Source organism: Streptomyces sp. NPDC004284 (assembly GCF_042874035.1).
GTDB lineage: Bacteria > Actinomycetota > Actinomycetes > Streptomycetales > Streptomycetaceae > Streptomyces.
This window is the reverse complement of sequence record NZ_JBIAMJ010000007.1, coordinates 19,097-44,623: the sequence shown is the minus strand read 5'-3', so window position 1 is coordinate 44,623 and position 25,527 is coordinate 19,097. Positions and strand designations below refer to the sequence as shown.

The following is a 25,527-nucleotide window of genomic DNA, read 5'->3' as shown; positions in this document are numbered from 1 at the left end:
TTGGGCTGTTCCCGGAAGCGGCGACGGTCAATCAGCGGGACGCGGTGGCCTGCGCCCCGGTCGTGTCCGGCTCCGGGGATCCGGAGGCGTCGGAGGCGGCCTGGGCCTCCCGGTCGCGCTTCTCCCGGCGCACCAGGATCACCCAGCCGACGGGCACCCCGGCGGCGAAGAGCCACCACTGCACCGCGTACGCCATGTGGGGGCCGATCGAGTCGTGGTCGGGCTCGGGGATCATCTCGGGGCTGTCGCCGGCCGGCTCGGGCGCGGTCAGCTCCAGGTAGCCGCCGAGCACCTCGCGGCCGATGAGTTCGGCCTGCTGCTTGCTGCTGATGAGCATGACCTGCCGGTCCGGCAGGCCCTTGAGGTCCTTGATGCCGCTGGCGCCCGTCGTCTCGTCCGCCTCGAGCCGGCCGGTGACGGTCACCTCGCCCTTGGGCGCGGGCGGCACCGGCGGGTAGGAGTGCTGGTCGGCGGCGGCCGGGACCCAGCCGCGGTTGACCAGGACGACCTTGCCGTCGCGCAGGACCAGCGGGGTCAGGACGTGCACGCCGACCTGGTCGTCGGAGGAGGTGCGGCGGCGGACGACCACCTCGTGGGCGGTGTCGAAGGTGCCGGTGGCGGTGACCTGCCGCCAGTAGTCGGCGCGCGGGACGGTGTGGCCGGGGGAGGTGAGCTCCTCGACCGGGAGCGGCTTCGCCTGGAGGTTGTCCGCGATCAGGGCGTTCTGGGCGACCCGGCTCTGGTGCCGGTGGAACTGCCAGAAGCCCAGCTCGATCATCGTGGGGATGAGGACGAGGGCGACGAGGGTGAGGATCACCCACTGCCGGGACAACAGGAAGCGGTACACCCCACGACCGTACAGCGCGGGTCGCGGGGTGCTCGCACGGGGGGTTCGGGTCGGTTCGCCCGACCGACCGGGATCGTTTCCTCACACCCTGTCGACGATGCCCACCTTTCCCTCGGCGCGGGCGCAGTGGCCGCCGCAGTACCAGCTGCCCTCGACCTCGACGCCCTGTCCGATGATCTGGACCCGGCAGTGCTCGCAGATGGGCGCCATGCGGTGGATGGCGCAGGCGAAGCAGTCGAAGACATGAATCGCGCCCTGTGCATGAACCTCGAAGGACATGCCGTAATCGTTTCCGCAGACCTCACAACGTGCCATGCGCCACAGGGTGGAGCGCCCGGCGGGCGCGCGCAGCTCGGCACGCCCGCAGGGCCGGGGGCGTCACCCGTCTGCCGGGGTCACGTCCCGCAGCAGCTGGGTGTAGGCGGCCTCGTCGACGACCGGGGTGCCGAAGGACCGGGCCTTGGCGGTCTTGGAGGTGACGGAGTCCGGATCGTTGGTGACGAGCAGGCTGGTCAGCCGGGAGACGCTGGTGGCGACGTGGAGGCCGGCCTCGACGGTGCGGTCCTCCAGGAGCTCGCGGTCGATGGAGGTGTCGCCGGAGAAGGCCACCCGCATGCCCTGCTTGAGCGGCTTGTCCGTCTCGTACCGTCCGGGGTTGGGGTACGGGCACGGCGGGCGCTTGCGCGAGGGGCGCCAGCTGCCCGCCCGGTAGGAGGACTGCTGGCCGATCCGCGGCTGCGCGGGCGCCGAGGCCCACTCGGTCAGCGGCCGGCACTCCAGGAGCGGCAGCCGCACGTTCCGCTCGGCCGCCGCGTGCAGGCTCGGCCGGAACGCCTCGGCGAGCACCCGCGCGTCGTCGAGCGCGTTGTGCGCGCGCTGCTGCACGACACCGAAGTGCGCGGCGAGCGACTCCAGCTTGTGGTTGGGCAGCGGCAGCGACAGCTCCTTGGCGAGCGCGATCGTGCACAGCCGCTGGCGCACGGGCGCGACGGACTCCGCGCGCGCGTACTCCCGGGCGATCATCTGCCAGTCGAACATCGCGTTGTGCGCGACGAGCACCCGGCCGTCGAGCCGCTCCGCGAACTCCGCCGCGATCTCCGGGAAGAGCGGCGCGCCCTCCAGGACGTCGCTGGTCAGCCCGTGGATCCAGACCGGGCCGGGGTCGCGCTCGGGGTTCACGAGCGTGTACCAGTGGTCCTCGACGTTCCCCTGGGCGTCCAGCCGGTAGACGGCAGCCGACACTATCCGGTCGTCGCGGGCGAGTCCGGTGGTCTCCACGTCGACGACCGCGTACCCCTGCGGGTAGGCGGCCGGCCACATCGCTGCTGTCGTACGGTCGTCAAGCACGGTCATTGAGAATACGGCCCGCGGCCGACAATCCCGTCCCCGGTGTCCTTTCCGGCCTCTTTCCCGGTCTCCTTCCCGGCCTCTTTCCCGGTCTCCCCGGAGGCGTCCGCGAGCAGGCCCTCCACCAGGGCCCGTACGGAATCGGTGAAGAGCCGCTCGGTGTCGATCGGCGCGGCCAGGGCGCGCGCGAGGGGCCCGTCGGCCTCGGCGTCCTCCCCGCGCCACAGCTCCTCCTCGGCGGGGGACTGGGCGGGGGCCCGCTCGCGGTTGCGCTCCACCAGGACGTAGCCGACGACCTGGAACTGCACGGCGCGCACGGCCCGGGCGGCGTGCGCCCCGCGCAGCCCGGCCGCGTGCGCCTCGTGGACCAGGGCGCGCTGGGCCGGCAGGAACATGCGCTCCGTGAGACCCCGCTCGTGGACCATCGCCACCAGGTGCGGGCGCTCGCGCAGGGCGCGGCGCAGCGCGCGGGCGACCGAGACGATCCGCTCGGCCGGGGTCGCGCCCCGGGGGCGGATCGTGCCCAGGTCGGAGACGGTGCGGGCGACGAGCGCGTCGAGCAGCGACTCGCGGTTGCCGACGTGCCAGTAGATCGAGGTGACCGCGGTGCCCAGCTCGGCGGCGAGCCGGCGCATCGTGAGCGCGTCCGGGCCGTGCTCCCTCACCAGGGCGGCCGCGGTGTCCAGGACCTCGTCGCGGGTCAGCGCGGAGCGTGCCATCGATTCCCCCAACTCCTCTGCGTGCAGACCTCTTTACCCTTCGGTGGTCGCGGTGTAACTGTGTTACAGGCCGACGATCCCGAAGGGTGGTACGTCATGGCACGAGTACGGTACGGGGCACGCAGCGACGCGGAGGCGGCGGCGGCCCGCGAGCGGTCCGCCAAGCTCCCCGACATCTGGTCCACCGGTGTGGTCGCCGTCTGGGAGACCGACCCGGACGTCGTGGCGGCGGTCCTGCCGCCCCCGCTGAAGCCCACCGCGCGCGCCCTCGTGCGCGCCAACATCAGCAAGGTCGACCTGCCCGGTTATCCGCTCGGCGCCGGCTCGGTGGCCGTGGCCGCCGCCCACGGCGACCGGGAGGGCTGGTACCCGCTGGTCATGCCGATGACCCACGAGCGGGCCCTGATCGGCGGGCGCGAGGTCTTCGGCGAGCCGAAGAAGCTCGGCGAGGTCACGGTCGAGCGCGAGGGGCTCGTGGTGCGCGCCGCCCTCGCCCGGCACGGCATCGCGTTCGTGGAGGTGCGCGGCGCCGTCTCGGAACCGCTGCCGCTGCCGGAGCCGGTCGAGAAGACCGACTTCTACTTCAAGTTCCTGCCGGGCGTGGAAGGCACCGGCTTCGACGCCGACCCCGTCCTCGTCCACTGCGTCCGCAACGAGAAGGTGCGGAAGCTGGAGCGGATCACCGGCGACGTGGTCCTGCGCGAGTCCATGTACGACCCGGTCGCCGACCTCCCGGTCCGCCGGATCGTCGAGATCACGATCGGCGAGAAGACCACCGACCAGAAGGGCACGGTCGCCGAGCGGGTGTCCGCCCGGGCCCTGCTGCCCTTCGTCCACCAGCGGTACGACGACCCGCTCCAGATCCTCGACGGACCCCCGGAAGGAAGTGCCTGATGGAGCTGCGCGCGGGACAGGTCGCCGTCGTCACGGGCGCGGCGAGCGGCATCGGCCTCGCGATGGCCCGCCGCTTCGCCGCCGAGGGCCTCGCCGTCGTCCTCGGCGACGTCGAGCGCGGCGCCCTCGAAGCGGCCGCCGACGAGCTGATGGCCGGCGGGGCGCAGGTCCTCGCCCGGACGGTCGACGTCTCCGACCCCGACGAGGTGCGGGCGCTCGCGGACGCCGCGTACGACGCCTTCGGCGCCGTCCACGTCCTCTGCAACAACGCGGGCGTCGGCTCCGGCGCCGAGGGCCGCATGTGGGAGCACGAGCCCAACGACTGGAAGTGGGCCTTCTCCGTCAACATCTGGGGCGTCTTCCACGGCATCCAGGCCTTCGTCCCCCGCATGATCGCGGGCGGCGAACCCGGCCACGTCGTGAACACCTCCTCCGGCGACGGCGGCATCGCCCCGCTGCCCACCGCCTCCGTGTACGCGGTCACCAAGGCGGCCGTCGTCACCATGACCGAGTCCCTCTACGCCCACCTCAAGGCGGAGCACGCGCGCGTGGGCGCCTCCGTCCTCTTCCCCGGCCCGCACATGCTGCGCACCGGGCTGTGGGAGTCGCACCGCAACCGGCCCGAGCGGTACGCCAAGGAGAAGCCGCGCAGGACCCCGTACCGCAGCCTCGACCAGTTCGAGGCGGCGATGAAGGAGGCCGGGCGCGAGGTGGCCTTCACACCGGTGGAGGAGGTCGCCGAGCACGTCGTCGACGGCATCCGCGCCGACCGCTTCTGGATGCTGCCGGAGAGCGAGCACAGCGACCGCCAGATCAAGGCGCGCTCGCGGTCCATGCTCGACCGCGCCAACCCGTCGTACCTGGAGAACTTCATCCTCGACTGAGGGGCTTCGCCGACTGAGGGGCTTTCGCCATGAGCAACGAACGCCATGAGGACCCGTACCTGATCATCTCCTCCGACTGCCACGCCGGACTGCCCACCGAGGAGTACCGGCCCTATCTCGACCCCCGCTTCCACCGGGATTTCGACGACTTCCTGGCGGGACGCGAGGCCCGCCGGGAGGCCATGACCCGGCTCGGGGTGCGCAACGAGGCCTTCGCCGACAAGTGGTTCCACGACAACGAGGAAGGCCTGCGGGGCGGTTGGGACCCCGCCCAGCGGATCAAGGAGCTCGACGGCGACGGAGTGGCCGCCGAGGTCGTCTTCCCCGACGCGGACGCCGTCGACAGCCAGACCGCCGCGCCCTTCGGCGTCGGCCTCGGGCTCTCCGGCGACCAGGACCCGGAGCTCGGCATGGCGGGCGCGCGGGCGCACAACCGCTGGCTCGCCGACTTCGTCTCCGCGAACCCGGCCCGGCACTGCGGGGTCGCCCTCCTCCCCGTCACCGCCGACGTCCGCGAGGTCGTCGCCGAGATCCACCGGGCCAAGGAGTCCGGGCTCGGCGCGCTCATGATCCCCTCCATGTGGGTGGACAAGGCCCCCTACCACGACCGGCGTTACGACCCGGTGTGGGCGGCGGCGGCCGAGACCGGGATGCCGGTCGTCACCCACTCCGGGGCGGCGCCGCGCGAGGAGTACGGCGACCACCTCGGGATCTACGTCTCCGAGGTCACCTGGTGGCCGGCCAGGCCGCTGTGGTTCCTGCTCTGGTCGGGCGTCTTCGAGCGCCACCCGGGCCTGCGGTTCGGGGTCGCCGAGTCCGGCTGCTGGTGGCTGCCGAACCTGCTCTGGTTCATGGACCGGCTCTACCTGGGCGCGCACGGCGGCAAGAAGCTGTCCCCGTTCGCGGAGCTGAAGCGGCCGCCGAGCGAGTACCTCGACCGGCAGGTCTTCGTCTGCGCCACCAACACCAAGCGGCGCGAGCTCGCGCAGCGGTACGAGATCGGCGTCGACAACATCCTGTGGGGCTCGGACTTCCCGCACCCGGAGGGCACCTGGCCCGACACGCGCGCGTGGCTGCGGAAGACCTTCCACGACATCCCGGTCGCGGAGACCCGGCGGATGCTCGGTCTCGCCGCCGCCGAGGTCTTTGGATTCGATATCCAAATATTGGATCCGATAGCCCGTCGGATCGGCCCCACCCCCGCCGACCTCGGCCAGCCCGCCGACCAGGCCGCCGTCGAAGCCTCCTGGGCCCGCTCCCGCGAGGTCGGCCGGCACTGGCTCACCGACCACGAGTTCCCGGTCCTGGGGGTGAACCCGTGACGGACCGCTACACCGTCGTCTCCGCCGACTGCCACGCCGGCGCCGACCTCCTCGACTACAAGCCGTACCTGGAGAAGAAGCACCACGACGACTTCGACGCGTGGGCGGCGACCTACGTCAATCCGTACGAGGACCTCCTCGCCGACACCGCCGACCGCAACTGGAACTCGCGGCGCAGGCTGCGCGAGCTGGAGGCGGACGGGATCGTCGCCGAGGTCGTCTTCCCCAACACGATCCCGCCGTTCTTCCCCAAGGCCTCCCTGATGGCCCAGCCGCCCACCCGCGCCGAGTACGAGCAGCGCTGGGCCGGGCTCCAGGCGCACAACCGCTGGCTGGCCGACTTCTGCGCGGACGCCCCGGGACGCAGGGCGGGTGTGGCGCAGATCCTCCTCAACGACGTGGACGCGGCGGTCGCGGAGATCCGCCGCACCCGCGAGGCCGGGCTCACCGGCGGCATCCTGCTGCCCGGTGTCCCGCCGGGCTCGTCCGTCCCCGAGCTGTACGCGGAGGCGTACGACCCGATCTGGGCCGTCTGCGCCGAGCTCGACGTCCCGGTCAACCACCACGGAGGCTCCGCGTCCCCGCCGCTCGGCGACGAACCGGCCGCCCGGGCGGTGTTCATGGTGGAGACCACCTGGTTCTCCCACCGGGCGCTGTGGCACCTGATCTTCGGCGGCGCCTTCCGGCGCCACCCGGGGCTCAAGCTGGTCCTGACCGAGCAGGGCTCGGGCTGGATCCCGGGCGTCCTCGACATGCTGGACTACTACCACGGGCGCCTGGTGTCGGCCGCGACGCGGGCCGCCACCGCCGAGTCCAAGTTCGGCGCCGGCCTCGCGGAGTCCATGGGCAAGGGGCCCAAGGAGGTCTGGCGGGACAACTGCTTCGTCGGCGCGAGCTTCATGCGCCCCCACGAGGTGCCGCTGCGCGACCGGATCGGCCTCGACAAGATCATGTGGGGCAGCGACTACCCGCACGACGAGGGCACCACCCCGTACTCCCGCGAAGGCCTCCGCATCGCCTACGCGGGACTCCCGAGGGAGGAGGTCGCCGCCATGGTCGGCGGGAACGCCGCCCGCGTCTACGGCTTCGACCTCGCCCTCCTCGACCGCCTCGCCGCCGAACACGGTCCGACCGTCGAGGAGATCGCCCGACCCCTGGAAGAGGTCCCGGCGGGCGCCACCAGCCCGGCCTTCGCGAAGGGCGGGTCGGTCCGGGTCTGGTGACCCACCGGGTGCGACCCTCCAGGGGTGACCGAAGCCCCCGCACACGACGAGGCCCACGGTGGCGGCCTCGGCTCCCGTCTCAACTGGCTCCGGGCCGCCGTGCTCGGAGCCAACGACGGCGTCGTCTCCACCGCCGGCCTCGTCGTCGGCGTCGCCGGCGCCACCGAGTCCCAGGCGGCCCTGCTCACGGCCGGCCTGGCGGGACTGCTCGCCGGCTCGATGTCGATGGCGGCGGGGGAGTACGTCTCCGTCTCCACCCAGCGCGACTCGGAGAAGGCGGCGCTGGCCCAGGAGAAACGCGAACTGCGCGAAGAGCCGGAAGCGGAACTGGCGGAACTGACCGGTCTGCTCGCCGCCCGCGGCCTCTCCCCGGCGGTGGCCCGCGAGGCCGCCGAACAGCTCACCGCCCGTGACGCGCTGCGCGCCCACGCGCGCGTGGAGCTCGGCATCGACCCCGACGACCTCACCAACCCCTGGCACGCGGCCGGCGCCAGCTTCCTCGCCTTCACCGTCGGCGCCCTGCTCCCGCTGCTCGCGATCGTCCTCCCGCCGGCCTCCGCCCGCCTGTGGGTCACGGTCGTCTCCGTCCTCGCCGCCCTCGCCCTCACCGGCTGGTGGAGCGCCCGCCTCGGCAGCGCCCCCACGGGCCCCGCGATCCTGCGCAACACGGTGGGCGGCGCCCTCGCGATGGCGGTCACCTACGCGGCGGGGTCGCTGCTCGGGGCGGCGGGGGTCTAGCGACGCCTTGTGGGAAGTTTCCAAAGCTTGCTGACAAGTGTTCTTACTTACTTGTAAGTAATCACATCTAGCCGCGCCCCGTCTCCGCCTCTACCGTCGTCGGCATGCCGCCCAACCCGCCCGACGTCGTGCTCTGGTCCATACCGGCGTTCGTCCTGCTCACGGTCCTGGAGATGGTCCTCCACCGGATCCACCCCGACGAGGACGCCGCCGGGTACGAGGCCAGGGACGCCGCCACCAGCATCGGCATGGGCCTGGGAAGCCTCGTCGTCGACGCGCTGTGGAAGATCCCGGTCGTCGGGATCTACACGGCCGTCTACGAGCTGACCCCGCTCCGCGTCCCCGTCCTCTGGTGGACGGTCCCGCTCATGCTGCTCGCGCAGGACTTCCTCTACTACTGGCAGCACCGCGGCCACCACGTCGTCCGCATCCTGTGGGCCTGCCACGTCGTCCACCACAGCAGCCGGAAGTTCAACCTCAGCACCGCCCTGCGCCAGCCGTGGACCAACGTGACGGGCTGGCCGTTCTACCTGCCGCTGATCGCCCTCGGCGTCCACCCGGCGGTCCTCGCCCTCTGCTACTCGGTCAACCTCGTCTACCAGTTCTGGATCCACACCGAGCGCATCGACAAGCTGCCGCGGCCCTTCGAGTACGTCCTCAACACCCCCTCGCACCACCGCGTCCACCACGCCTCCCAGGGCGGCTACCTGGACCGGAACTTCGGCGGCATCCTCATCGTCTGGGACCGGATGTTCGGCTCCTGGGTCGGCGAGACCGAGCGGCCCGTCTACGGGCTCACCAAGAACATCGAGACCTACAACCCGCTGCGCGTCGCCACCCACGAGTACGCCGCCATCGCCCGCGACCTGCGCGCCGCCCACGGCTGGCGCGAACGGGCCGGACGCGTCTTCCGCGGCCCCGGCTGGCAGCCGGCGCCCACGGCCCCGACGACCACCACCGCCGCCCCGGAGACCGCCGCGTGAAGACCTCCTCCCGTGCCCTGCTCGCCGCCTTCGGGCTCGCGGCCGCCGTCGACCTGATCTCCCTGCTCGCCGGCGCGGAGCTCGGCCACCAGATCGCCAAGCCGCTCCTGATGCCCCTGCTCGCCGCGTACGCCGCCACCCGCGGCGCACCCCGGCTGCTCACCGCCGCGCTCCTCCTCGGCTGGGGCGGCGACGTCTTCCTGCTCTCCGACGCCGACTGGGCCTTCCTCGTCGGCATGGGCTCCTTCGCCGCCGGACACGTCTGCTACCTGGTCCTCTTCGGACGCCGGCGCACGTCCCCGCTCCTGGGCGCCCTCTACGCCGTCGCCCTCGTCGGCACCGTCGTGCTCCTCTGGCCCGACCTCCCCGCCGACCTGCGCGTCCCCGTCGCCGGATACTCGCTGCTGCTCACGGCCATGGCCTACCGCTCCAGCGCCTTCGGGCTCCTGGCCGGCCTCGGCGGCGCCCTCTTCCTGCTGTCCGACACCCTCATCGCCACCGGCGTCGCCGGCTGGCCCCAGCTGCCGGCGCCCGACTTCTGGGTCATGCTGACCTACATCGCGGCGCAGTACCTGCTGACGGCGGGAACGCTCCGCGCGATGTACGGTGAACGTCGTACAACCGTCTGACAGCAAGGACCGCCCCCCATGCGCGCCACCACCATCCACGCCCCGTTCGACATGCGCGTGGAGGACGTGCCCGACCCGGTGATCCAGGAGCCCACGGACGTCGTCCTGCGGGTCCTGCGCGCCTGCATCTGCGGCAGCGACCTGTGGGCCTACCGCGGCGAGTCCGCCCGGCAGCCCGGCCAGCGCATCGGCCACGAGTTCCTGGGCGTCGTCGAGGCGGCAGGCTCCGAGGTCACCGGCTTCGCCGCCGGCGACCTCGTCGTCGCCCCCTTCGTCTGGTCCGACGGCACCTGCGAGTACTGCGCCGAGGGCCTCCAGACCTCCTGCCCGCGCGGCGGCTTCTGGGGCTCGGTCGGCTCCGACGGCGGCCAGGGCGAGGCCGTCCGCGTCCCCTTCGCCGACGGCACCCTGGTGAAGCTCCCCGCCGAGGCGGCCGGGGACGACCGCCTCCTCACCGCGCTGCTCGCCCTCTCCGACGTCCTGGGCACGGGCCACCACGCGGCCCTCGGCGCGGGCGTCACGAAGGGCTCCACGGTCGCCGTCGTCGGCGACGGCGCGGTCGGCCTCTGCGGCGTCCTGGCCGCCAAGCGGCTCGGCGCCGAGCGGATCATCGCGCTCGGCCGGCACACCGCCCGCACCGACATCGCCCGCGCCTTCGGCGCCACCGACGTCGTCGCCGAGCGCGGCGAGGCCGCCGAGGCCGCCGTCCGCGAGCTCACCGGCGGCCAGGGCGCCCACGGCGTCATCGAGGCCGTCGGCACCGAGCAGTCCATGCGCACCGCCGTCGCGATCGCCCGCGACGGCGGCTCCATCGGCTACGTCGGCGTCCCGCACGGCAGCGGCACCGGACTCGACCTCTCCGTCATGTTCGACCGCAACATCGCGCTGCGCGGCGGCGTCGCCCCCGTGCGCGCGTACATCCCGGAACTCCTCCCCGACGTCCTCTCCGGCGCCATCGACCCCTCCCCGGTCTTCGACCTCACCGTCGACCTGGCCGGCGTCCCGGCCGGCTACAAGGCCATGGACGAGCGCACGGCCCTGAAGGTCCTGGTCAAGCCGTAGCGCGCCCCGGGGCGGGGACCCTCAGGCCCCGCCCCACACCGGCGCGTCCGCCCCCGCGAGGCCCGGCGGGCGGGACCAGGAGCGGGGCCCGCCCTCGTACGCCACCGGCGACAGCGCGTGCCGCAACCGCCCCAGCGGCCCCTCCGACTCCGCGAGGTACCGCTCCGGCTCGTACCGCGGCAGCGTGCCGGTCAGCCAGTGGCCCGTCTGGGCGAGGGCCACGCGGACGAGCCGACTGCCGCCCTCCGTACGCTGCTCGGTCAGGGACCGCAGCACCGCCGCCGCGAGCAGATAGCCCGTGCCGTGGTCCAGCGCCTGGGCCGGCAGCGCGCCCGGCTCCTCCGCCGAACCCTCCACCGCCGCGATGCCCGTCGCCACCTGCACCAGGGAGTCGAAGCCGCGCCGCCCGCCCCACGGCCCGTAGTCGCCCCAGGCGGAGAGCCGGGCCGTCACCAGACCCGGCCGGTCCAGGTCGAAGCGGTCGAGCGCGCCCGGCCGGAAGCCGGTCACCAGCACGTCGGCCGCGTCGAGGAGTTCGTCGAAGGTCCGCCGGTCCGACGGCCGGTCCAGGTCCAGCGCGGACGTCCGCTTGCCGACGCCCGTGTCCGCGTGCTGGTCCGGCAGCTCCGGATTGCCCGGCGGGTCGATCCGCAGCACGTCCGCGCCGAGCAGCGCGAGGGTCCGGGTCGCGACGGGCCCGGCGATCACCCGGGTCAGATCCAGGACCCGCAGCGGGCGCCCGCCCACGGCCCGGGGCGCCGCCTCGTCGAGCCGCTCCCGGGTCAGCAGCGGCCGCGCCGCCACCTCCCGGCCCTGCTCGCCCGCCGCCCACTCCTCGGGTGTGCGCAGGGCGACGGCCAGGCCCCCGGCCGCGTACACCGCCGTCTCGACCTCGACGGCCTTCCGCTCCCCGATCGCCGCCGCGACGGCCTCCACGGAGTCGGCCGCACCCAGCGCCGCGAGCAACGCCGCCCTGTGGTGCGGGTAGTTGGCGTGCGTACGGACCCAGCCGTCGGCCGCCCGCCAGAACCGCGAGAGGGGCGCGAAGTTCACCGGCGCGCGCCCGTCGACCCGCAGGTGACGCTCGCTCACGAAGGCCGTGGCGACGGCCCCGTCGTCCACCTGCACCGGCCCCGGGAGCCCCGCGTGCTCCACCGCGGCGAGCGAGCAGACCGCGACCGCGCCCCGCGCCAGGTCCATCACCGGCAGCCGTGCGGGCAGCAGCCCCGAGACCCCGCCGTACTCCACGCGGTTGACGAGGGCGGGATCGCCGCCCAGGGCCGCCCACAACAACTCCGTACCCGTACGCACTGTGTTGTCCATGACCGCAGTGTGGCACTCAGTGCCATGCAAAGGGCCCTGGTGTGGCACAGCACACCAGGGCCCTCACGCGGATGCCGCTTACTTCACGGCGGCCAGCGCGTCGATCAGACCGGCTCCGTAGAAGCCGTTCTTGTTCTTGCCGCCCTCGCAGACGGCGTCGATCTTGCCGTCTCCGTCGATGTCGTACGGGTTGGTGCACGTCTGCTCGTCGGCCTGCGCGTACAGCAGCGCCTTCAGCGCCGCCGGGCTGGCGTGCGGGTGCGTCGACTTCAGCAGCGCGAGCACACCGGCGGCGTGCGGGGACGCCATCGACGTGCCGGCCTTGTAGTTGTAGCCGCCGTCGACCGTGGTCGACAGGATGCGGCCGTTGACCGCCGGGGCGTCCGGGGTCTGGTACTCGGTGCGGTCACCGCCGGGGGCGGCGATGTCGATGACGCCGAGACCGTAGTTGGAGTAGGACGCCTTGAGGCCCTTGGCGCCGGTCGCGGAGACCGTCACGACACCCGGCAGCATGGACGGGTAGTCGAAGCACTCCGACGGGTCGACGTCACGGGGGACGGCCGTGGTGTCGTTCGGGCTGGACGTGTCCGTGATCTTGTCGGCCGCCAGGTCGAACTTGGAGTTGCCGGCCGCGGCGACGTTGACCGTGCCCTTCTTCTCCGCGTACCGGGTCGCGCGGGTGACCGCCTCGATGAGGGCCTTCTGGTCCTCGTCGTCCTTGCAGGCGAACATCCACGGGTCGGTGTAGTAGCTGTTGTTCGTGACGTCGATGCCGTGCTCGGCCGCCCACACGAAGCCGCAGACCACGGCCTCGGTGTAGAAGAAGCCGTCCGGGGTGGACACCTTGATGCCGGCGAGCTTCACGCCCGGCGCGACACCGGTGATGCCGATGCCGTTCTTGGCGGCGCCGATGGTGCCCGCGACGTGCGTGCCGTGGTCGCTCTCGCCCTTGTTCGGACGCCACGAGCCGGGGGTCGTGTTCGGCTTGCCGGACACGCAGTTGGCGGAGGCGGAGGCGTCGAAGTTCGGCGCCAGGTCCGGGTGGGTGTCGTCGACACCGGTGTCGATGATGCCGACGGTGACCCGGCTGCTGCCGAGGGTCTTCTCGTGCGCCTTGTCGGCCTTGATCGCCGGGAGGTCCCACTGCAGGGGCTCCAGCGGGTCCTGACCGTCCGTGGCGGCGGCCGCGGCGGCCTTGGCCTCGGCGGCGGACAGCGTCTGCGCGCCCTCGTCGACGGAGTCGTCGGACTGGACGGAGAGCGGAGCGGTGCGGGTCGCGCCGGCGGACACCACACCACGCGCCTGACGGATCGTCTTCGCGAACTCGGGGTTCTGCGAGTGGACGACTATCACGCCTATCTGGTCGTACGAGATGACCACCTCGCCGCCCGCGGCGGCGATCGACTTCCGCACGGAGTCGGCGGTCCAGCGGCCGCCCTCGACGTTGACGACGTACGAGAGCTTCGGGCCGCTGAAAGCGGCCACGGCGGCCGGAGCGTCGCTCAGTTCCGCGGCGGAGGCGGCGCCGGGGGCAAGGAAGCCGAGCGAGGCCGTGAGCGCGAGACCAACCGGCAGAGCGAGAGCTCGGCCGCGCCTCGATCCCAGATGAGCCATGGGTTCTCCACATCATCCGTATGTACTGCCCGCGCGCGGGTTTGCGTGCGGGCAGGTGCATGACGAGTGAAGCTATCGCTGATCTTCCCGAACCTTCAATGAGTTGAGAAGACTTCATGAAGATATGTTCAAGGAAATCTTCCGGGTGAACCGCTTCGCTTCCCGCTCCGTGCCGTTGGTCAGGGGAGGAGCTCCGCTGGGAGCCCCGCTTCCCACACCCCTGGTGAGGCCCCCTTGACCAAGCCGTCCGTCCCCGCGTCCCGAGGAGATTCCGTGGCCACCGAAGCACTGCCACCGCCCAGAAACGGCACGGAGACCGACCGCGGTCCCGCGTCGCCCACCACGGAACAGTTCGTCGAGGTCCAGGAAGGCGCGGAGTTCGGCGAACTGCGCCGCACGTACCGCTCCTTCGCCTTCCCCCTCACCCTCGCCTTCATCGCCTGGTACCTGCTGTACGTGCTGCTCTCCAACTACGCGGGCGACTTCATGGGCACCAAGCTCTTCGGCAACATCAACGTGGCCCTCGTCCTCGGCCTCGGCCAGTTCCTCACCACGTTCCTCATCGCCTGGCTCTACTCGCGGCACGCGGCGAACCGGCTCGACCCCAAGGCCGAGGCCATCAGAACCCGTATGGAGGGCGACGCATGAGCACCCCCGTCCTGCTCGCGGCCGGCAACGCCACCACCGAGCACCGGCCCCTGATCATCGCCCTGTTCGGGGCCTTCGTCCTCGCCACCCTCGTCATCACCGTCTGGGCCGGCCGCCAGACCCGCAGCGCCGCCGACTTCTACGCCGGTGGACGCCAGTTCACCGGCTTCCAGAACGGCCTGGCGATCTCCGGCGACTACATGTCCGCCGCGTCCTTCCTCGGCATCGCCGGAGCCATCGCCCTCTTCGGCTACGACGGCTTCCTCTACTCGATCGGCTTCCTCGTCGCCTGGCTCGTCGCCCTGCTCCTGGTCGCCGAACCGCTGCGCAACTCCGGCCGGTTCACCATGGGCGACGTCCTCGCCTACCGGATGCGCCAGCGGCCCGTCCGCACCGCCGCCGGCACCTCGACGATCGTCGTCTCGATCTTCTACCTGCTCGCCCAGATGGCGGGCGCGGGCGTCCTCGTCTCGCTGCTGCTCGGCATCACCAGCGACGGCGGCAAGATCGCGATCGTCGCCCTGGTCGGCCTCCTGATGATCGTGTACGTGACGATCGGCGGCATGAAGGGCACCACCTGGGTGCAGATGGTCAAGGCGGTCCTGCTCATCGCGGGCACCCTCCTGATCACCTTCCTCATCCTCCTCAAGTTCCACTTCAACATCTCGGAGCTGCTCGGCGCGGCCGCCACCAACAGCGGCAAGGGCGACGCCTTCCTGCAGCCCGGCCTCAAGTACGGCGCCACCGCCACCTCCAAGCTGGACTTCCTCTCGCTCGGCATCGCCCTCGTCCTCGGCACCGCCGGCCTGCCCCACATCCTGATCCGCTTCTACACGGTGCCGAGCGCCAAGGCCGCCCGTAAGTCCGTCAACTGGGCCATCGGCATCATCGGCGCCTTCTACCTGATGACGATCGTCCTCGGCTTCGGCGCCGCCGCGCTCCTCAAGAACACCGACATCATCGCCTCCAACAAGGCCGGCAACACGGCCGCCCCGCTCGCGGCCCTGGAGATCGGCGGCGGAGCCGGCTCCACCGGCGGCGCGATCCTCCTCGCCGTCATCTCCGCCGTCGCCTTCGCGACCATCCTCGCCGTCGTCGCCGGCCTGACCCTGGCCTCCTCCTCGTCCTTCGCGCACGACATCTACGCCAACGTCATCCGGCGCGGGAAGGCCACCGAGCAGGAGGAGGTGAAGGCCGCCCGCTGGGCGACCGTCCTCATCGGCATCGTCTCCATCGCGCTCGGCGCCCTCGCCCGCGACCTCAACGTCGCCGGTCTCGTCGCCCTCGCCTTCGCGGTCGCCGCCTCGGCCAACCTGCCGACGATCCTCTACTCGCTCTTCTGGAAGCGGTTCACCACCCGGGGTGCCCTGTGGTCGATCTACGGCGGCCTGGTCTCGGCGGTCGTCCTCGTCCTGTTCTCCCCGGTCGTCTCCGGCAAGCCCACCTCGATGTTCAAGACGGCGGACTTCTACTGGTTCCCGCTGGAGAACCCCGGCATCGTCTCCATCCCGCTCGGCTTCCTGCTCGGCTGGCTCGGCTCGATCCTCTCCAAGGAGGAGCCGGACAAGGGCAAGTACGCGGAGCTGGAGGTCAAGTCCCTCACCGGAGTCGGAGCGCACTGAAACGTACACGCTCCGCCACCGCCGGACGGCCGCGTCGTAGAGTTCTACGACGCGGCCTCGTCGGTCCTCGTGACAATCTGCCCTGCTCGTTGTCCGCGTGCTCGCGTAGGCTCGGAACACACGCATCCGGAAGACCGGGAGGGGGCCCACAGTGCTCATCGACACATACGGCCGTGTGGCCACCGACCTGCGCGTCTCGCTCACCGACCGGTGCAATCTGCGCTGCACGTACTGCATGCCGGAAGAGGGCCTCCAGTGGCTCGCCAAGCCGGACCTCCTCACCGACGACGAGATCGTCCGGCTCATCCGCATCGCGGTCACCGACCTCGGCGTCACCGAGGTCCGCTTCACCGGGGGCGAGCCGCTGCTCCGCCCCGGCCTCGTCGGGATCGTCGAGCGCTGCGCCGCCCTGGAGCCCCGCCCCAGGATGTCCCTCACCACCAACGGCATCGGACTCAAGCGCACCGCCGCCGCCCTCAAGGCCGCCGGCCTCGACCGGGTCAACGTCTCCCTCGACACCCTGCGCCCCGAGGTCTTCAAGACCCTCACCCGGCGCGACCGCCACCAGGACGTCCTCGACGGCATGGCCGCCGCCCGCGAGGCCGGCCTCGCCCCGGTCAAGGTCAACGCCGTCCTGATGCCCGGGCTCAACGCCGACGAGGCCCCCGACCTCCTCGCCTGGGCGATACGGGAGGGCTACGAGCTCCGCTTCATCGAGCAGATGCCCCTGGACGCCCAGCACGGCTGGAAGCGCGACGGCATGATCACCGCCGGGGACATCCTGGAGTCGCTGCGCACCCGCTTCACCCTGACGCCGGAGGGCTCCGAGGAGCGCGGATCGGCGCCCGCGGAGCGCTGGAAGGTCGACGACGGACCGCACACGGTCGGCGTCATCGCCTCCGTCACCCGCCCGTTCTGCCGGGCCTGCGACCGCACCCGGCTCACCGCCGACGGTCAGGTGCGCACCTGCCTCTTCGCCACCGAGGAGACGGACCTGCGGGCCGCGCTGCGCTCGGACGCCCCGGACGGCACGGTCGCGGAGATCTGGCGGAAGGCCATGTGGGGCAAGAAGGCCGGCTCCGGCCTCGACGACCCGAGCTTCCTCCAGCCCGACCGCCCGATGTCAGCCATCGGCGGCTGAGTCCCAGTCGGCCAGCGGGACGACGTCCTTCAGGAAGCCCCGCACACCCAGGAACTGGGAGAGGTGTTCGCGGTGCTCCTCGCACGCGAGCCAGGTCTTGCGACGCTCGGGCGTGTGCAGCTTGGGGTTGTTCCACGCGAGGACCCAGACGGCGTCGACGCGGCACCCCTTGGCGGAACAGATCGGCTTCTCTTCGCTCACCCGATCATTGTCCAGCAACAGCGATGCCGGGCAGCCACGGGGGGAGCTGCCCGGCATCGGTCCGTCGCTCCGACGGGGGATGCGGAGCGCGTAGGCAGTATGTCACGGCACATGGGGTGCGGTGCACGGGATCGTCATGATTGATCTGAGCTTTTATTGAGGTTCGAGGCGTCGAGCTCCGGGCGCACCGGAGTCGGGACGAAGGTGGAGGGAAGGGACGGAGCCCTCTCGCGTCCCGCGTTGGCGATCACCACGGCGATGTAGGGGAGCAGGAGGCCCAGGCCCAGCGCCACGAAGGCGATGTGCCGCTCCACGTTCCACAGCACCGTCGCGGCGATCACGGAGAGCGTCCGCACCGTCATCGAGATGACGTAGCGCCGCTGCCGCCCCCGCACGTCCTCGGCGAGCCCCTGCCGGGCCCCCGTGATCCGGAAGACCTCGGTCCCGCCATGCTTCGGCATCGCTGTTCACCGCCCACGGGTCGTGCCGGACCCTCCCCGGTCCGGACCTGATTCCACGGTACGCCCGCCCTCCACGGTCCACGAGACCGGGGCACGTACGGCGCTGTCCGACATGCGCCGTATGGCCGATGGGTCGAGACTGGGCGCACACGCGCACTAGGAGGCGGCGATGGGTTGGTTGTGGGCGATCATCGTGGGATTCGTCCTCGGTCTGCTCGCGAAGGCGATCCTGCCGGGGAAGCAGCAGATCCCGCTGTGGCTGACGACCGTGTTCGGCATCCTCGGCAGCGTGCTCGGCAACGCGGTCGCGGGCTGGATCGGAGTCGGGGAGACCCGGGGCATCGACTGGACCCGGCACCTGCTCCAGCTGATCGGCGCCATCGCGGTGGTCGGCGTGGGCGACATGCTGTGGGTCTCGGTCAAGGGCGGCAGACGGCACGCCTGAGAGACGGAAGGAGGCCCGGTACGGCGCACCGCGCGCGTACCGGGCCTCCTTCCGTGATCCCTACTCGCCGGCGAACTCGATCGCCGCGAGGTTCTTCTTGCCGCGCCGCAGCACCAGCCAGCGGCCGTGCAGCAGCTCGTCCGCCGACACCTCGGCGTCCTCGGCGGTCACCTTCACGTTGTTCACGTAGGCACCGCCCTCCTTCACCGTGCGGCGCGCCGCCGACTTGCTCGCCACGAGACCGACCTCGGCGAACAGGTCCACGACCTGGCCCAGCTCGGACACGCGCGCGTGCGGCAGCTCGGACAGCGCGGCGGCGAGCGTCGGCTCGTCCAGCTCGGCCAGGTCGCCCTGCCCGAACAGCGCCTTGGAGGCGCCGATGACGGCCGCGCACTGCTCGGCGCCGTGCACCAGGGTGGTGAGCTCCTCGGCGAGCGCCCGCTGCGCGGCGCGCGCCTGCGGCCGCTCGGCGGTCTGCGCCTCCAGCTCCTCCAGCTCCTCGCGGGACTTGAAGGACAGGATCCGCATGTACGTCGAGATGTCCCGGTCGTCCACGTTCAGCCAGAACTGGTAGAACGCGTACGGCGTGGTCATCTCCGGGTCCAGCCAGACGGCCCCGCCCTCGGTCTTGCCGAACTTGGTGCCGTCCGCCTTGACCATCAGCGGGGTCGCGAGCGCGTGCGCCTCGGCGCCCGGCTCCAGGCGGTGGATCAGGTCGAGGCCGGCCACCAGGTTGCCCCACTGGTCCGAGCCGCCCTGCTGGAGCGTGCAGCCGTAGCGGCGGTACAGCTCCAGGAAGTCCATGCCCTGGAGCAGCTGGTAGCTGAACTCGGTGTAGCTGATGCCCTGCTCGGACTCCAGGCGCCGGGCGACGGAGTCCTTGGTCAGCATCTTGTTGACCCGGAAGTGCTTGCCGATGTCCCGCAGGAACTCGATCGCCGACATCCCGGCGGTCCAGTCCAGGTTGTTCACCATGACCGCCGCGTTCTCCCCCTCGAAGGAGAGGAAGGGCTCGATCTGCGAGCGCAGCCGGTTCACCCAGTTCGCGACCGTCTCGGGGTCGTTCAGGGTGCGCTCGGCCGTCGGCCGCGGGTCACCGATCTGCCCGGTGGCCCCGCCGACCAGCGCCAGCGGCCGGTGCCCGGCCTGCTGGAGCCGGCGGACGGTGAGGACCTGGACCAGGTGGCCGACGTGGAGACTGGCCGCGGTCGGGTCGAAACCGCAATAGAACGTGACGGGACCGTCCGCGAGAGCCTTGCGCAGTGCGTCCTCATCGGTGGACTGGGCGAAGAGCCCACGCCACTTCAGCTCGTCGACGATGTCCGTCACGATCGTCCGTCTCCTCAGAAAGTCGTCAGTGGTACGTCGGCCCAGTCTAGGCGGGTCAGACCCCCTTGCTGACCGAGCTCATGTTGAAGTCCGGCACCCGCAGGGCGGGCATCGCGGCCCGGGTGAACCAGTCGCTCCACTCGCGCGGCAGCGTCTTCTCCGTACGACCCGCCTCCGAGGCCCGCGACAGCAGGTCCACCGGCGACTCGTTGAACCGGAAGTTGTTCACCTCGCCGACCACCTCGCCGTTCTCGACGAGGTAGACGCCGTCCCGGGTCAGCCCGGTCAGCAGCAGCGTCGCCGGGTCGACCTCGCGGATGTACCAGAGGCAGGTCAGCAGCAGGCCGCGCTCCGTCGAGGCCACCATCTCCTCCAGGGAGCGCACGCCGCCGCCGTCCAGGATCAGGTTCCCCGCTCCCGGCGCCACGGGCAACCGAGTAAGGCCCGCCGTGTGCCGGGTGGTGACCAGATGCGCCAGCGCGCCGGCCTTCACCCAGTCGACCGGGCCGACCGGCAGACCGTTGTCGAAGACGGAGGAGTCGTCGCCGGAGGAGTGCGCGATCACGAACGGCGAGGACTCCAGGCCCGGCTCGTTCGGGTCGCTGCGCAGCGTCAGCGGCAGCGGGGAGAGCTGCTCGCCGAGCCGGGTGCCGCCGCCGGGCTTGGAGAAGACCGTACGGCCCTCCACCGCGTCCCGGGCGGCCGAGGACCACAGCTGGTAGATCATCAGGTCGGCCACGGCGGTCGGCGGCAGCAGCGTCTCGTACCGGCCGGCGGGCAGCTCGATCCTCCGCTCCGCCCAGCCGAGGCGGGTCGCCAGCTCGGCGTCGAGCGCGCCCGGGTCGACGTCCTTGAAGTCCCGGGTCGAGCGCCCGGCCCACGCGGAACGCGAGCGGTCGGGGGACTTGGCGTTGAGCTCCAGGGTCCCGTTGGGCTGGTCGTGGCGGAGCCGCAGCCCCGTGGACGTGCCCAGGTAGGTGGAGGTCAGCTCGTGGTTGGCGAAGCCGTACAACTCGCGGCCGCCCGCACGCGCGCGTGCGAAGGCCTCGCCGAGCGCCGGGGCGAAGTCGGTGAAGACGGCGGAGGAGGTCTCCGCCGGGGCGTCCGTGAAGTCGGGCGAGGCGGGCACGCCCTCCACCAGCGGCTGGGCGTCCTCGGCGGGCCCGGCGGCGCGGGCGGCGGCCTCGGCGGCCCGCACCAGGGGCTCCAGGTCGTCCGCGGTCACGGCGGACCGCGAGACGACACCGGAGGCGGTGCCCTGCGCGCCGTCGACGGTCGCGATCACGGTGAGGGTGCGGCCCCGGGTCACGCCGTTCGTGGTGAGCGCGTTGCCCGCCCAGCGCAGATTGGCCGAGGACTCCTCGTCGGCGATGACGACACACCCGTCGGCGCGGGACAGCTCGAGGGCCCGCTCGACGATCTCGTACGGCTTGCTGACGCGGCTCATCGACCGGCCTCCTGCGTGGTGTTCAGACTGTGCTTGCCCGGGGGGCGACCCCCGGACCCCCGGCAAAGGTCGTGGCGGGAGTTCATCGACCGGCCTCCTGCGTCGTATTGAGGATGTTGACGCCCCGGAAGAGGGCGGACGGGCAGCCGTGCGAGACGGCGGCGACCTGGCCCGGCTGGGCCTTGCCGCAGTTGAAGGCGCCACCGAGGACGTACGTCTGCGGGCCGCCGACCTGCTCCATCGAGCCCCAGAAGTCGGTGGTCGTCGCCTGGTACGCCACGTCCCGCAGCTGCCCGGCGAGCCGGCCGTTCTCGATGCGGAAGAAGCGCTGGCCGGTGAACTGGAAGTTGTAGCGCTGCATGTCGATCGACCAGGACCGGTCGCCGACCACGTAGATGCCGCGCTCCACGCCCCCGATCAGGTCCTCCGTCGACAGACCGCCCGGGTCCGGCTGGAGCGAGACGTTCGCCATCCGCTGCACCGGGACGTGCGCGGGGGAGTCGGCGAAGGCGCAGCCGTTCGACCGGCCGAGGCCCGTGAGCTTCGCGATCCGCCGGTCCAGCTGGTAGCCGACGAGCGTGCCGTCCTTCACCAGGTCCCAGGACTGCGCCTCGACGCCCTCGTCGTCGAAGCCGACGGTGGCGAGACCGTGCTCCGCGGTCCGGTCACCCGTCACGTTCATGACCGAGGAGCCGTACGCCAGCTTGCCCAGCTGGTCGAAGGTGGCGAAGGAGGTGCCCGCGTACGCCGCCTCGTAGCCGAGCGCCCGGTCCAGCTCGGTGGCGTGCCCGATGGACTCGTGGATCGTCAGCCACAGGTTCGACGGGTCCACGACCAGGTCGTACCGCCCGGCCTCCACGCTCGGCGCGCGCATCTTCTCGGCGAGCAGCCCCGGGATCTCGTCGAGCTCCTTGTCCCAGTCCCAGCCGGTCCCGGTCAGGTACTCCCAGCCCCGCCCGACCGGCGGAGCGATCGTCCGCATCGAGTCGAACTCGCCGGTCGTCCCGTCCACGGCGACCGCCGTGAGCTGCGGGTGCAGCCGGACGCGCTGCTGCGTGGTCACGGTGCCGGCCGTGTCCGCGTAGAACTTGTTCTCGTGGACGGTGAGCAGCGAGGCGTCCACGTGCGCCACGCCCTCCGCCCCGAGCAGCCGGGCGCTCCAGTCGGCGAGCAGCGCGCTCTTCTCCTCGGCGGGCACGGAGAACGGGTCGATCTCGTACGAGGAGATCCACGTCTTCTCGGCGTGCACCGGCTCCTCGGCCAGCTCCACGCGCTCGTCGGAGCCCGCCGCCGCGATCACCTTCGCCGACAGCTTGGCCATGGCGACCGCCTGCGAGGCGACCCGCGCCGCCCCGTCCATCGTCAGGTCCACGCCGGAGGCGAAGCCCCAGGCCCCGCCGTGCACCACCCGCACCGCGTAGCCGAGGTCCGTGGTGTCCGAGGACCCGGACGGTTTGGCGTCGCGCAGCCGCCAGGAGGCGCTGCGCACCCGCTCCAGGCGGAAGTCCGCGTGCTCGGCGCCCAGCGCGCGCGCCCGGGCGAGCGCGGCGTCGGCGAGCGCCCGCAACGGCAGCGCGACGAACGAAGGGTCGATCTGATGGACCACGAGCGGCCTCGCTCTCGGCGATCGGAAGACAGCGGTCTGAAACCGGAAGTCAATCACGGGACGGGCGCCCGAGTCCGCGCATTGGAGTGCGCCCCGGGCGAACCCGCCGACCGGTTCGTACCGGCCCCGAGCTGTAGGGACCCGACAGTGACACCCCTACGCCACTGTGGGAGGTCGATTCCCCATGTCGGGAGCGATACCGATAGGTTTTCGGCTACCAGACCGCTATCGAAAGGGTGATCCGTTGAGCCGCTCGGTTCTCGTCACCGGAGGAAACCGGGGCATCGGCCTCGCCATCGCCCGCGCGTTCGCCGAGGCCGGCGACAAGGTCGCGATCACGTACCGCTCCGGCGAGCCCCCGGCCGCCCTGGTCGAGCTCGGCTGCCTCCCCGTCAAGTGCGACATCACCGACGCGGAGCAGGTGGAGACGGCCTACAAGGAGATCGAGGAGAAGCACGGTCCGGTGGAGGTCCTCGTGGCCAACGCCGGCGTGACGAAGGACCAGCTCCTCATGCGCATGACCGAGGAGGACTTCACGTCCGTCCTCGACACCAACCTCACCGGCACGTTCCGGGTCGTCAAGCGTGCCAACCGCGGGATGCTGCGCGCCAAGAAGGGCCGCGTCGTCCTGATCTCCTCGGTCGTCGGTCTGCTGGGTTCCGCGGGCCAGGCCAACTACGCCGCCTCCAAGGCCGGCCTGGTCGGCTTCGCCCGCTCCCTCGCGCGTGAGCTGGGCTCGCGCAACATCACCTTCAACGTCGTCGCCCCCGGCTTCGTCGACACCGACATGACCGCCGTGCTCACCGACGAGCAGCGCGCGGGCATCGTGTCCCAGGTGCCGCTGGGCCGCTACGCGCAGCCGGAGGAGATCGCCGCCGCGGTGAAGTTCCTCGCCTCCGACGACGCCTCGTACATCACTGGAGCCGTCATCCCGGTTGACGGCGGATTGGGCATGGGTCACTGATCACCATGAGCGGAATTCTCGAGGGCAAGCGCATCCTCATCACCGGTGTGCTGATGGAGTCCTCCATCGCCTTCCACGCCGCGAAGCTGGCCCAGGAGCAGGGTGCGGAGATCATCCTCACCGCCTGGCCCCGGCCGACGCTGACCGAGCGCATCGCCAAGAAGCTCCCCAAGCCCGAGAAGGTCAAGGTCCTGGAGCTCGACGTCTCCAACGACGAGCACCTCGCCCGCCTGGAGGGCCAGGTCCGCGAGCAGCTGGGCGACCGCCTCGACGGCATCGTGCACTCCATCGGCTTCGCGCCGCAGGACGCGCTCGGCGGCAACTTCCTGAACACGCCGTTCGAGTCCGTGGCCACCGCCATGCACGTCTCCGCCTTCTCCCTGAAGTCGCTGACGATGGCGCTGCTGCCGCTGATGTCCGAGGGCGGTTCCGTCGTCGGCCTGACCTTCGACGCGCAGTTCGCCTGGCCGCAGTACGACTGGATGGGCCCGGCCAAGGCCGCCCTGGAGGCCACCAGCCGCTACATGGCGCGCGACCTCGGCAAGCAGAACATCCGCTGCAACCTGATCTCGGCGGGCCCGCTCGGCTCCATGGCCGCCAAGTCCATCCCGGGCTTCGACGGTCTGGCCTCCGTGTGGGACAGCCGCTCCCCGCTGGCCTGGGACCTCGCGGACCCGGAGCCGGCCGGCCGCGGCATCGTCGCGCTGCTCTCGGACTGGTTCCCGATGACCACGGGCGAGATCATCCACGTGGACGGCGGCGTGCACGCCATGGGCGCGTAACCGCTCCGCACAGCGAGCCGAGGGCCGTGTGCCCGTCCTCCGGGACGGACACACGGCCCTCGGCGTTCCGCAACCCCTGCACGGGTCGAAAAGTAGCCCGAACGACCCCAGACTGGGGCAGAGCGTGATGTTCTGCTGCTGACGGGGAGGAGGTACGGGCATGCGCGCGATACGTCACGGCTTCGGGGCGATCGCCTCCGTCGCCGTTCTGATCACCGGGACCGGAGTGGCCGCCGAGGTACGGGCCGTTCCCGCCCCCACCGAGGAGCTCCCCGTCACCGCCCCGGCGACCGAGGAGCCGGAGAACTTCGGAGCCTCCTGCCGGACCCTCGTCGAGGGCTCCCGCGTCACCGCCCACTGCAGCAATCCGTACCCCCGCACCGACCGCGTCCGCCTCCACGTCGAGTGCGACCGCTGGTGGGACGTCGACACCGACAGCGCCCCCGTGGAGGTCGGACCCGCCGACTACGCCCAGGTCACCGGCCGCTGCTGGAAGGAGGTCCGGTCCGCCTGGGTCACGCACCAGCCCGCGGATCCGGCTCCCGCTCCGGGTTCTCTTCCGGTACGGGGCTCCTGAGGCACATGAAGGGGTAGCCGGCCGCCTCCGTGCCGGCCCGCTCGGCGTCGCCCGCGCGGATCGCGTCCACCAGGCGCGCGTGGTCCATGTGGTTCTCCGGCCGCAGCACCTGCCCGATGTCGTCGCGCAGCCAGTCCCGCAGCAGATCGCCCAGGTCCGCGTAGAGCTCCGTCAGCACCTCGTTGCCCGAGGCGGCGACCACCGCGTGGTGGAAGGCCGCGTCGACCGTCACGAACCGCTCCGCGTCCCCGGACTCCCACGCCTCCTCACGGCGCCCGAGCAGGGCGTCCAGCTGCTTCAGGTCCCGCTCCGAGCGCCGCTCGGCCGCGAACCGGGCCGCCGCGGACTCCAGCGTCGAGCGCAGCTCGGCGACGTGCCGGGGGTCGGAGCCGGCGAAGCGCCGGTGCATGACGCCCGCCAGCTCGCTGGTGGCGACGACGTACGTCCCCGAGCCCTGGCGGATGTCGAGCAGGCCGTTGTGCGCGAGCGCGCGGACCGCCTCGCGCACCGTGTTGCGGGCGACGCCCAGCTGCTCGACCAGTTCGGGTTCGGTCGGGATGCGCGAACCCACCGGCCACTCGCCGGAGGTGATCTGGTTCCGCAGCTCGGCGATCACCTGATCGGAGAGACCGGTGCGCCGGGGGTGACCGAGGGCCATGGAACGCCTTCCCATTCATTCGAGGCTGGACTGTTCGAGATTGGACAACCAATCATCCCAT

At 71.8% G+C, this 25,527-nt stretch carries 27 protein-coding genes; 15 read left to right on the top strand and 12 right to left on the bottom strand.

The features are described 5' to 3' along the window. Positions 1 to 31: 31 nt before the first annotated feature. The 4 genes from ACFYUS_RS19505 to ACFYUS_RS19490 all read right to left on the bottom strand — a co-directional run bounded on the left by ACFYUS_RS19505 (position 32) and on the right by ACFYUS_RS19490 (position 2,913). Positions 32 to 847 (bottom strand): SURF1 family protein, encoded by an 816-nt coding sequence (locus ACFYUS_RS19505; RefSeq protein WP_388853154.1) that lies wholly within the window; start codon positions 845 to 847, stop codon positions 32 to 34. A gap of 81 nt (positions 848 to 928) precedes the next feature. Continuing rightward, entirely contained in the window at positions 929 to 1,162 is a 234-nt protein-coding gene (locus ACFYUS_RS19500) for a hypothetical protein (RefSeq protein WP_041128576.1), read from the bottom strand. Between the two features lie 63 nt (positions 1,163 to 1,225). Continuing rightward, on the bottom strand, positions 1,226 to 2,200 hold the full coding sequence (locus ACFYUS_RS19495; protein ID WP_388853151.1) for a DEDDh family exonuclease: 975 nt from the start codon (positions 2,198 to 2,200) through the stop codon (positions 1,226 to 1,228). Then, positions 2,197 to 2,913 (bottom strand): TetR/AcrR family transcriptional regulator, encoded by a 717-nt coding sequence (locus ACFYUS_RS19490; RefSeq protein ID WP_388853148.1) that lies wholly within the window; start codon positions 2,911 to 2,913, stop codon positions 2,197 to 2,199. Before ACFYUS_RS19490 ends, ACFYUS_RS19495 begins: the two co-directional genes overlap by 4 nt. 96 nt (positions 2,914 to 3,009) lie before the next feature. Here ACFYUS_RS19490 and ACFYUS_RS19485 point away from each other — a divergent pair, with 96 nt between their 5' ends. The 8 genes from ACFYUS_RS19485 to ACFYUS_RS19450 all read left to right on the top strand — a co-directional run bounded on the left by ACFYUS_RS19485 (position 3,010) and on the right by ACFYUS_RS19450 (position 10,648). After that, entirely contained in the window at positions 3,010 to 3,807 is a 798-nt protein-coding gene (locus ACFYUS_RS19485; protein ID WP_388853145.1) for an acetoacetate decarboxylase family protein, read from the top strand. Further along, positions 3,807 to 4,691, top strand: a complete 885-nt coding sequence (locus tag ACFYUS_RS19480) for an SDR family NAD(P)-dependent oxidoreductase (protein WP_388853143.1) — start codon at positions 3,807 to 3,809, stop codon at positions 4,689 to 4,691. The genes ACFYUS_RS19485 and ACFYUS_RS19480 overlap by 1 nt, the downstream gene beginning before the upstream one ends. 29 nt (positions 4,692 to 4,720) lie before the next feature. Then, positions 4,721 to 6,013 carry an amidohydrolase family protein gene (locus tag ACFYUS_RS19475; RefSeq protein WP_388853140.1) on the top strand — a complete coding sequence of 431 codons (1,293 nt, stop codon included), beginning with the start codon at positions 4,721 to 4,723 and terminating at the stop codon, positions 6,011 to 6,013. Next, on the top strand, positions 6,010 to 7,236 hold the full coding sequence (locus ACFYUS_RS19470) for an amidohydrolase family protein (protein WP_388853137.1): 1,227 nt from the start codon (positions 6,010 to 6,012) through the stop codon (positions 7,234 to 7,236). The genes ACFYUS_RS19475 and ACFYUS_RS19470 overlap by 4 nt, the downstream gene beginning before the upstream one ends. A 24-nt stretch (positions 7,237 to 7,260) precedes the next feature. Continuing rightward, positions 7,261 to 7,974 carry a VIT family protein gene (locus tag ACFYUS_RS19465; RefSeq protein WP_388853134.1) on the top strand — a complete coding sequence of 238 codons (714 nt, stop codon included), beginning with the start codon at positions 7,261 to 7,263 and terminating at the stop codon, positions 7,972 to 7,974. 104 nt (positions 7,975 to 8,078) lie between these two features. After that, positions 8,079 to 8,957, top strand: a complete 879-nt coding sequence (locus ACFYUS_RS19460) for a sterol desaturase family protein (protein WP_388853131.1) — start codon at positions 8,079 to 8,081, stop codon at positions 8,955 to 8,957. Then, positions 8,954 to 9,586 (top strand): lysoplasmalogenase, encoded by a 633-nt coding sequence (locus tag ACFYUS_RS19455; RefSeq protein ID WP_388853128.1) that lies wholly within the window; start codon positions 8,954 to 8,956, stop codon positions 9,584 to 9,586. The genes ACFYUS_RS19460 and ACFYUS_RS19455 overlap by 4 nt, the downstream gene beginning before the upstream one ends. A gap of 18 nt (positions 9,587 to 9,604) precedes the next feature. Next, positions 9,605 to 10,648 carry a zinc-dependent alcohol dehydrogenase family protein gene (locus ACFYUS_RS19450; protein ID WP_388853125.1) on the top strand — a complete coding sequence of 348 codons (1,044 nt, stop codon included), beginning with the start codon at positions 9,605 to 9,607 and terminating at the stop codon, positions 10,646 to 10,648. Positions 10,649 to 10,669: 21 nt separating this feature from the next. Here ACFYUS_RS19450 and ACFYUS_RS19445 read toward each other — a convergent pair whose 3' ends face one another. Beyond that, positions 10,670 to 11,971 (bottom strand): CoA transferase, encoded by a 1,302-nt coding sequence (locus ACFYUS_RS19445; protein ID WP_388853122.1) that lies wholly within the window; start codon positions 11,969 to 11,971, stop codon positions 10,670 to 10,672. A 78-nt stretch (positions 11,972 to 12,049) separates the two neighbouring features. Beyond that, entirely contained in the window at positions 12,050 to 13,585 is a 1,536-nt protein-coding gene (locus ACFYUS_RS19440) for a S8 family serine peptidase (protein ID WP_388853119.1), read from the bottom strand. Positions 13,586 to 13,858: 273 nt separating this feature from the next. Between ACFYUS_RS19440 and ACFYUS_RS19435 the strand changes: the two genes are divergently transcribed. From ACFYUS_RS19435 to moaA, 3 genes are all read left to right on the top strand, one after another. Then, positions 13,859 to 14,233, top strand: coding sequence for a DUF485 domain-containing protein (locus tag ACFYUS_RS19435; protein ID WP_388853116.1), 375 nt, complete (start codon positions 13,859 to 13,861; stop codon positions 14,231 to 14,233). Further along, on the top strand, positions 14,230 to 15,855 hold the full coding sequence (locus ACFYUS_RS19430) for a cation acetate symporter (RefSeq protein WP_388853113.1): 1,626 nt from the start codon (positions 14,230 to 14,232) through the stop codon (positions 15,853 to 15,855). Before ACFYUS_RS19435 ends, ACFYUS_RS19430 begins: the two co-directional genes overlap by 4 nt. Before the next feature lie 151 nt (positions 15,856 to 16,006). After that, a complete protein-coding gene (gene moaA, locus ACFYUS_RS19425; protein WP_388853110.1) occupies positions 16,007 to 16,996 on the top strand; it encodes a GTP 3',8-cyclase MoaA in 990 nt (329 codons plus the stop codon). Here moaA and ACFYUS_RS19420 read toward each other — a convergent pair. Together ACFYUS_RS19420 and ACFYUS_RS19415 are read right to left on the bottom strand one after the other, a co-directional pair. Next, on the bottom strand, positions 16,979 to 17,197 hold the full coding sequence (locus ACFYUS_RS19420; RefSeq protein WP_388853107.1) for a hypothetical protein: 219 nt from the start codon (positions 17,195 to 17,197) through the stop codon (positions 16,979 to 16,981). The two genes, moaA and ACFYUS_RS19420, sit on opposite strands and share 18 nt — an antisense overlap. Before the next feature lie 134 nt (positions 17,198 to 17,331). Continuing rightward, on the bottom strand, positions 17,332 to 17,658 hold the full coding sequence (locus ACFYUS_RS19415; protein WP_388853104.1) for a DUF3099 domain-containing protein: 327 nt from the start codon (positions 17,656 to 17,658) through the stop codon (positions 17,332 to 17,334). A 169-nt stretch (positions 17,659 to 17,827) separates the two neighbouring features. Between ACFYUS_RS19415 and ACFYUS_RS19410 the strand changes: the two genes are divergently transcribed. Next, on the top strand, positions 17,828 to 18,103 hold the full coding sequence (locus ACFYUS_RS19410) for a GlsB/YeaQ/YmgE family stress response membrane protein (protein ID WP_388853102.1): 276 nt from the start codon (positions 17,828 to 17,830) through the stop codon (positions 18,101 to 18,103). Between the two features lie 60 nt (positions 18,104 to 18,163). Here the strand turns inward: ACFYUS_RS19410 and tyrS are convergent, their stop codons facing one another. The 3 genes from tyrS to ACFYUS_RS19395 form a co-directional block, all read right to left on the bottom strand. After that, complete coding sequence (gene tyrS, locus ACFYUS_RS19405) at positions 18,164 to 19,432, bottom strand: tyrosine--tRNA ligase (protein WP_388853099.1); 1,269 nt, start codon at positions 19,430 to 19,432, stop codon at positions 18,164 to 18,166. A 55-nt stretch (positions 19,433 to 19,487) separates the two neighbouring features. Continuing rightward, positions 19,488 to 20,879, bottom strand: coding sequence for a metallopeptidase TldD-related protein (locus ACFYUS_RS19400; RefSeq protein WP_388853096.1), 1,392 nt, complete (start codon positions 20,877 to 20,879; stop codon positions 19,488 to 19,490). 82 nt (positions 20,880 to 20,961) lie between these two features. Continuing rightward, complete coding sequence (locus ACFYUS_RS19395; protein ID WP_388853093.1) at positions 20,962 to 22,485, bottom strand: TldD/PmbA family protein; 1,524 nt, start codon at positions 22,483 to 22,485, stop codon at positions 20,962 to 20,964. A gap of 244 nt (positions 22,486 to 22,729) precedes the next feature. Between ACFYUS_RS19395 and fabG the strand changes: the two genes are divergently transcribed. From fabG to ACFYUS_RS19380, 3 genes are all read left to right on the top strand, one after another. After that, complete coding sequence (gene fabG / locus ACFYUS_RS19390) at positions 22,730 to 23,449, top strand: 3-oxoacyl-[acyl-carrier-protein] reductase (protein ID WP_030691676.1); 720 nt, start codon at positions 22,730 to 22,732, stop codon at positions 23,447 to 23,449. 5 nt (positions 23,450 to 23,454) lie between these two features. Next, positions 23,455 to 24,231, top strand: coding sequence for an enoyl-ACP reductase FabI (gene fabI / locus ACFYUS_RS19385; RefSeq protein ID WP_388853090.1), 777 nt, complete (start codon positions 23,455 to 23,457; stop codon positions 24,229 to 24,231). Between the two features lie 160 nt (positions 24,232 to 24,391). Then, on the top strand, positions 24,392 to 24,808 hold the full coding sequence (locus tag ACFYUS_RS19380) for a hypothetical protein (protein ID WP_388853087.1): 417 nt from the start codon (positions 24,392 to 24,394) through the stop codon (positions 24,806 to 24,808). Here ACFYUS_RS19380 and ACFYUS_RS19375 read toward each other — a convergent pair. After that, complete coding sequence (locus tag ACFYUS_RS19375; RefSeq protein ID WP_388854116.1) at positions 24,747 to 25,466, bottom strand: FadR/GntR family transcriptional regulator; 720 nt, start codon at positions 25,464 to 25,466, stop codon at positions 24,747 to 24,749. The genes ACFYUS_RS19380 and ACFYUS_RS19375 overlap by 62 nt on opposite strands. Positions 25,467 to 25,527: the final 61 nt, after the last annotated feature.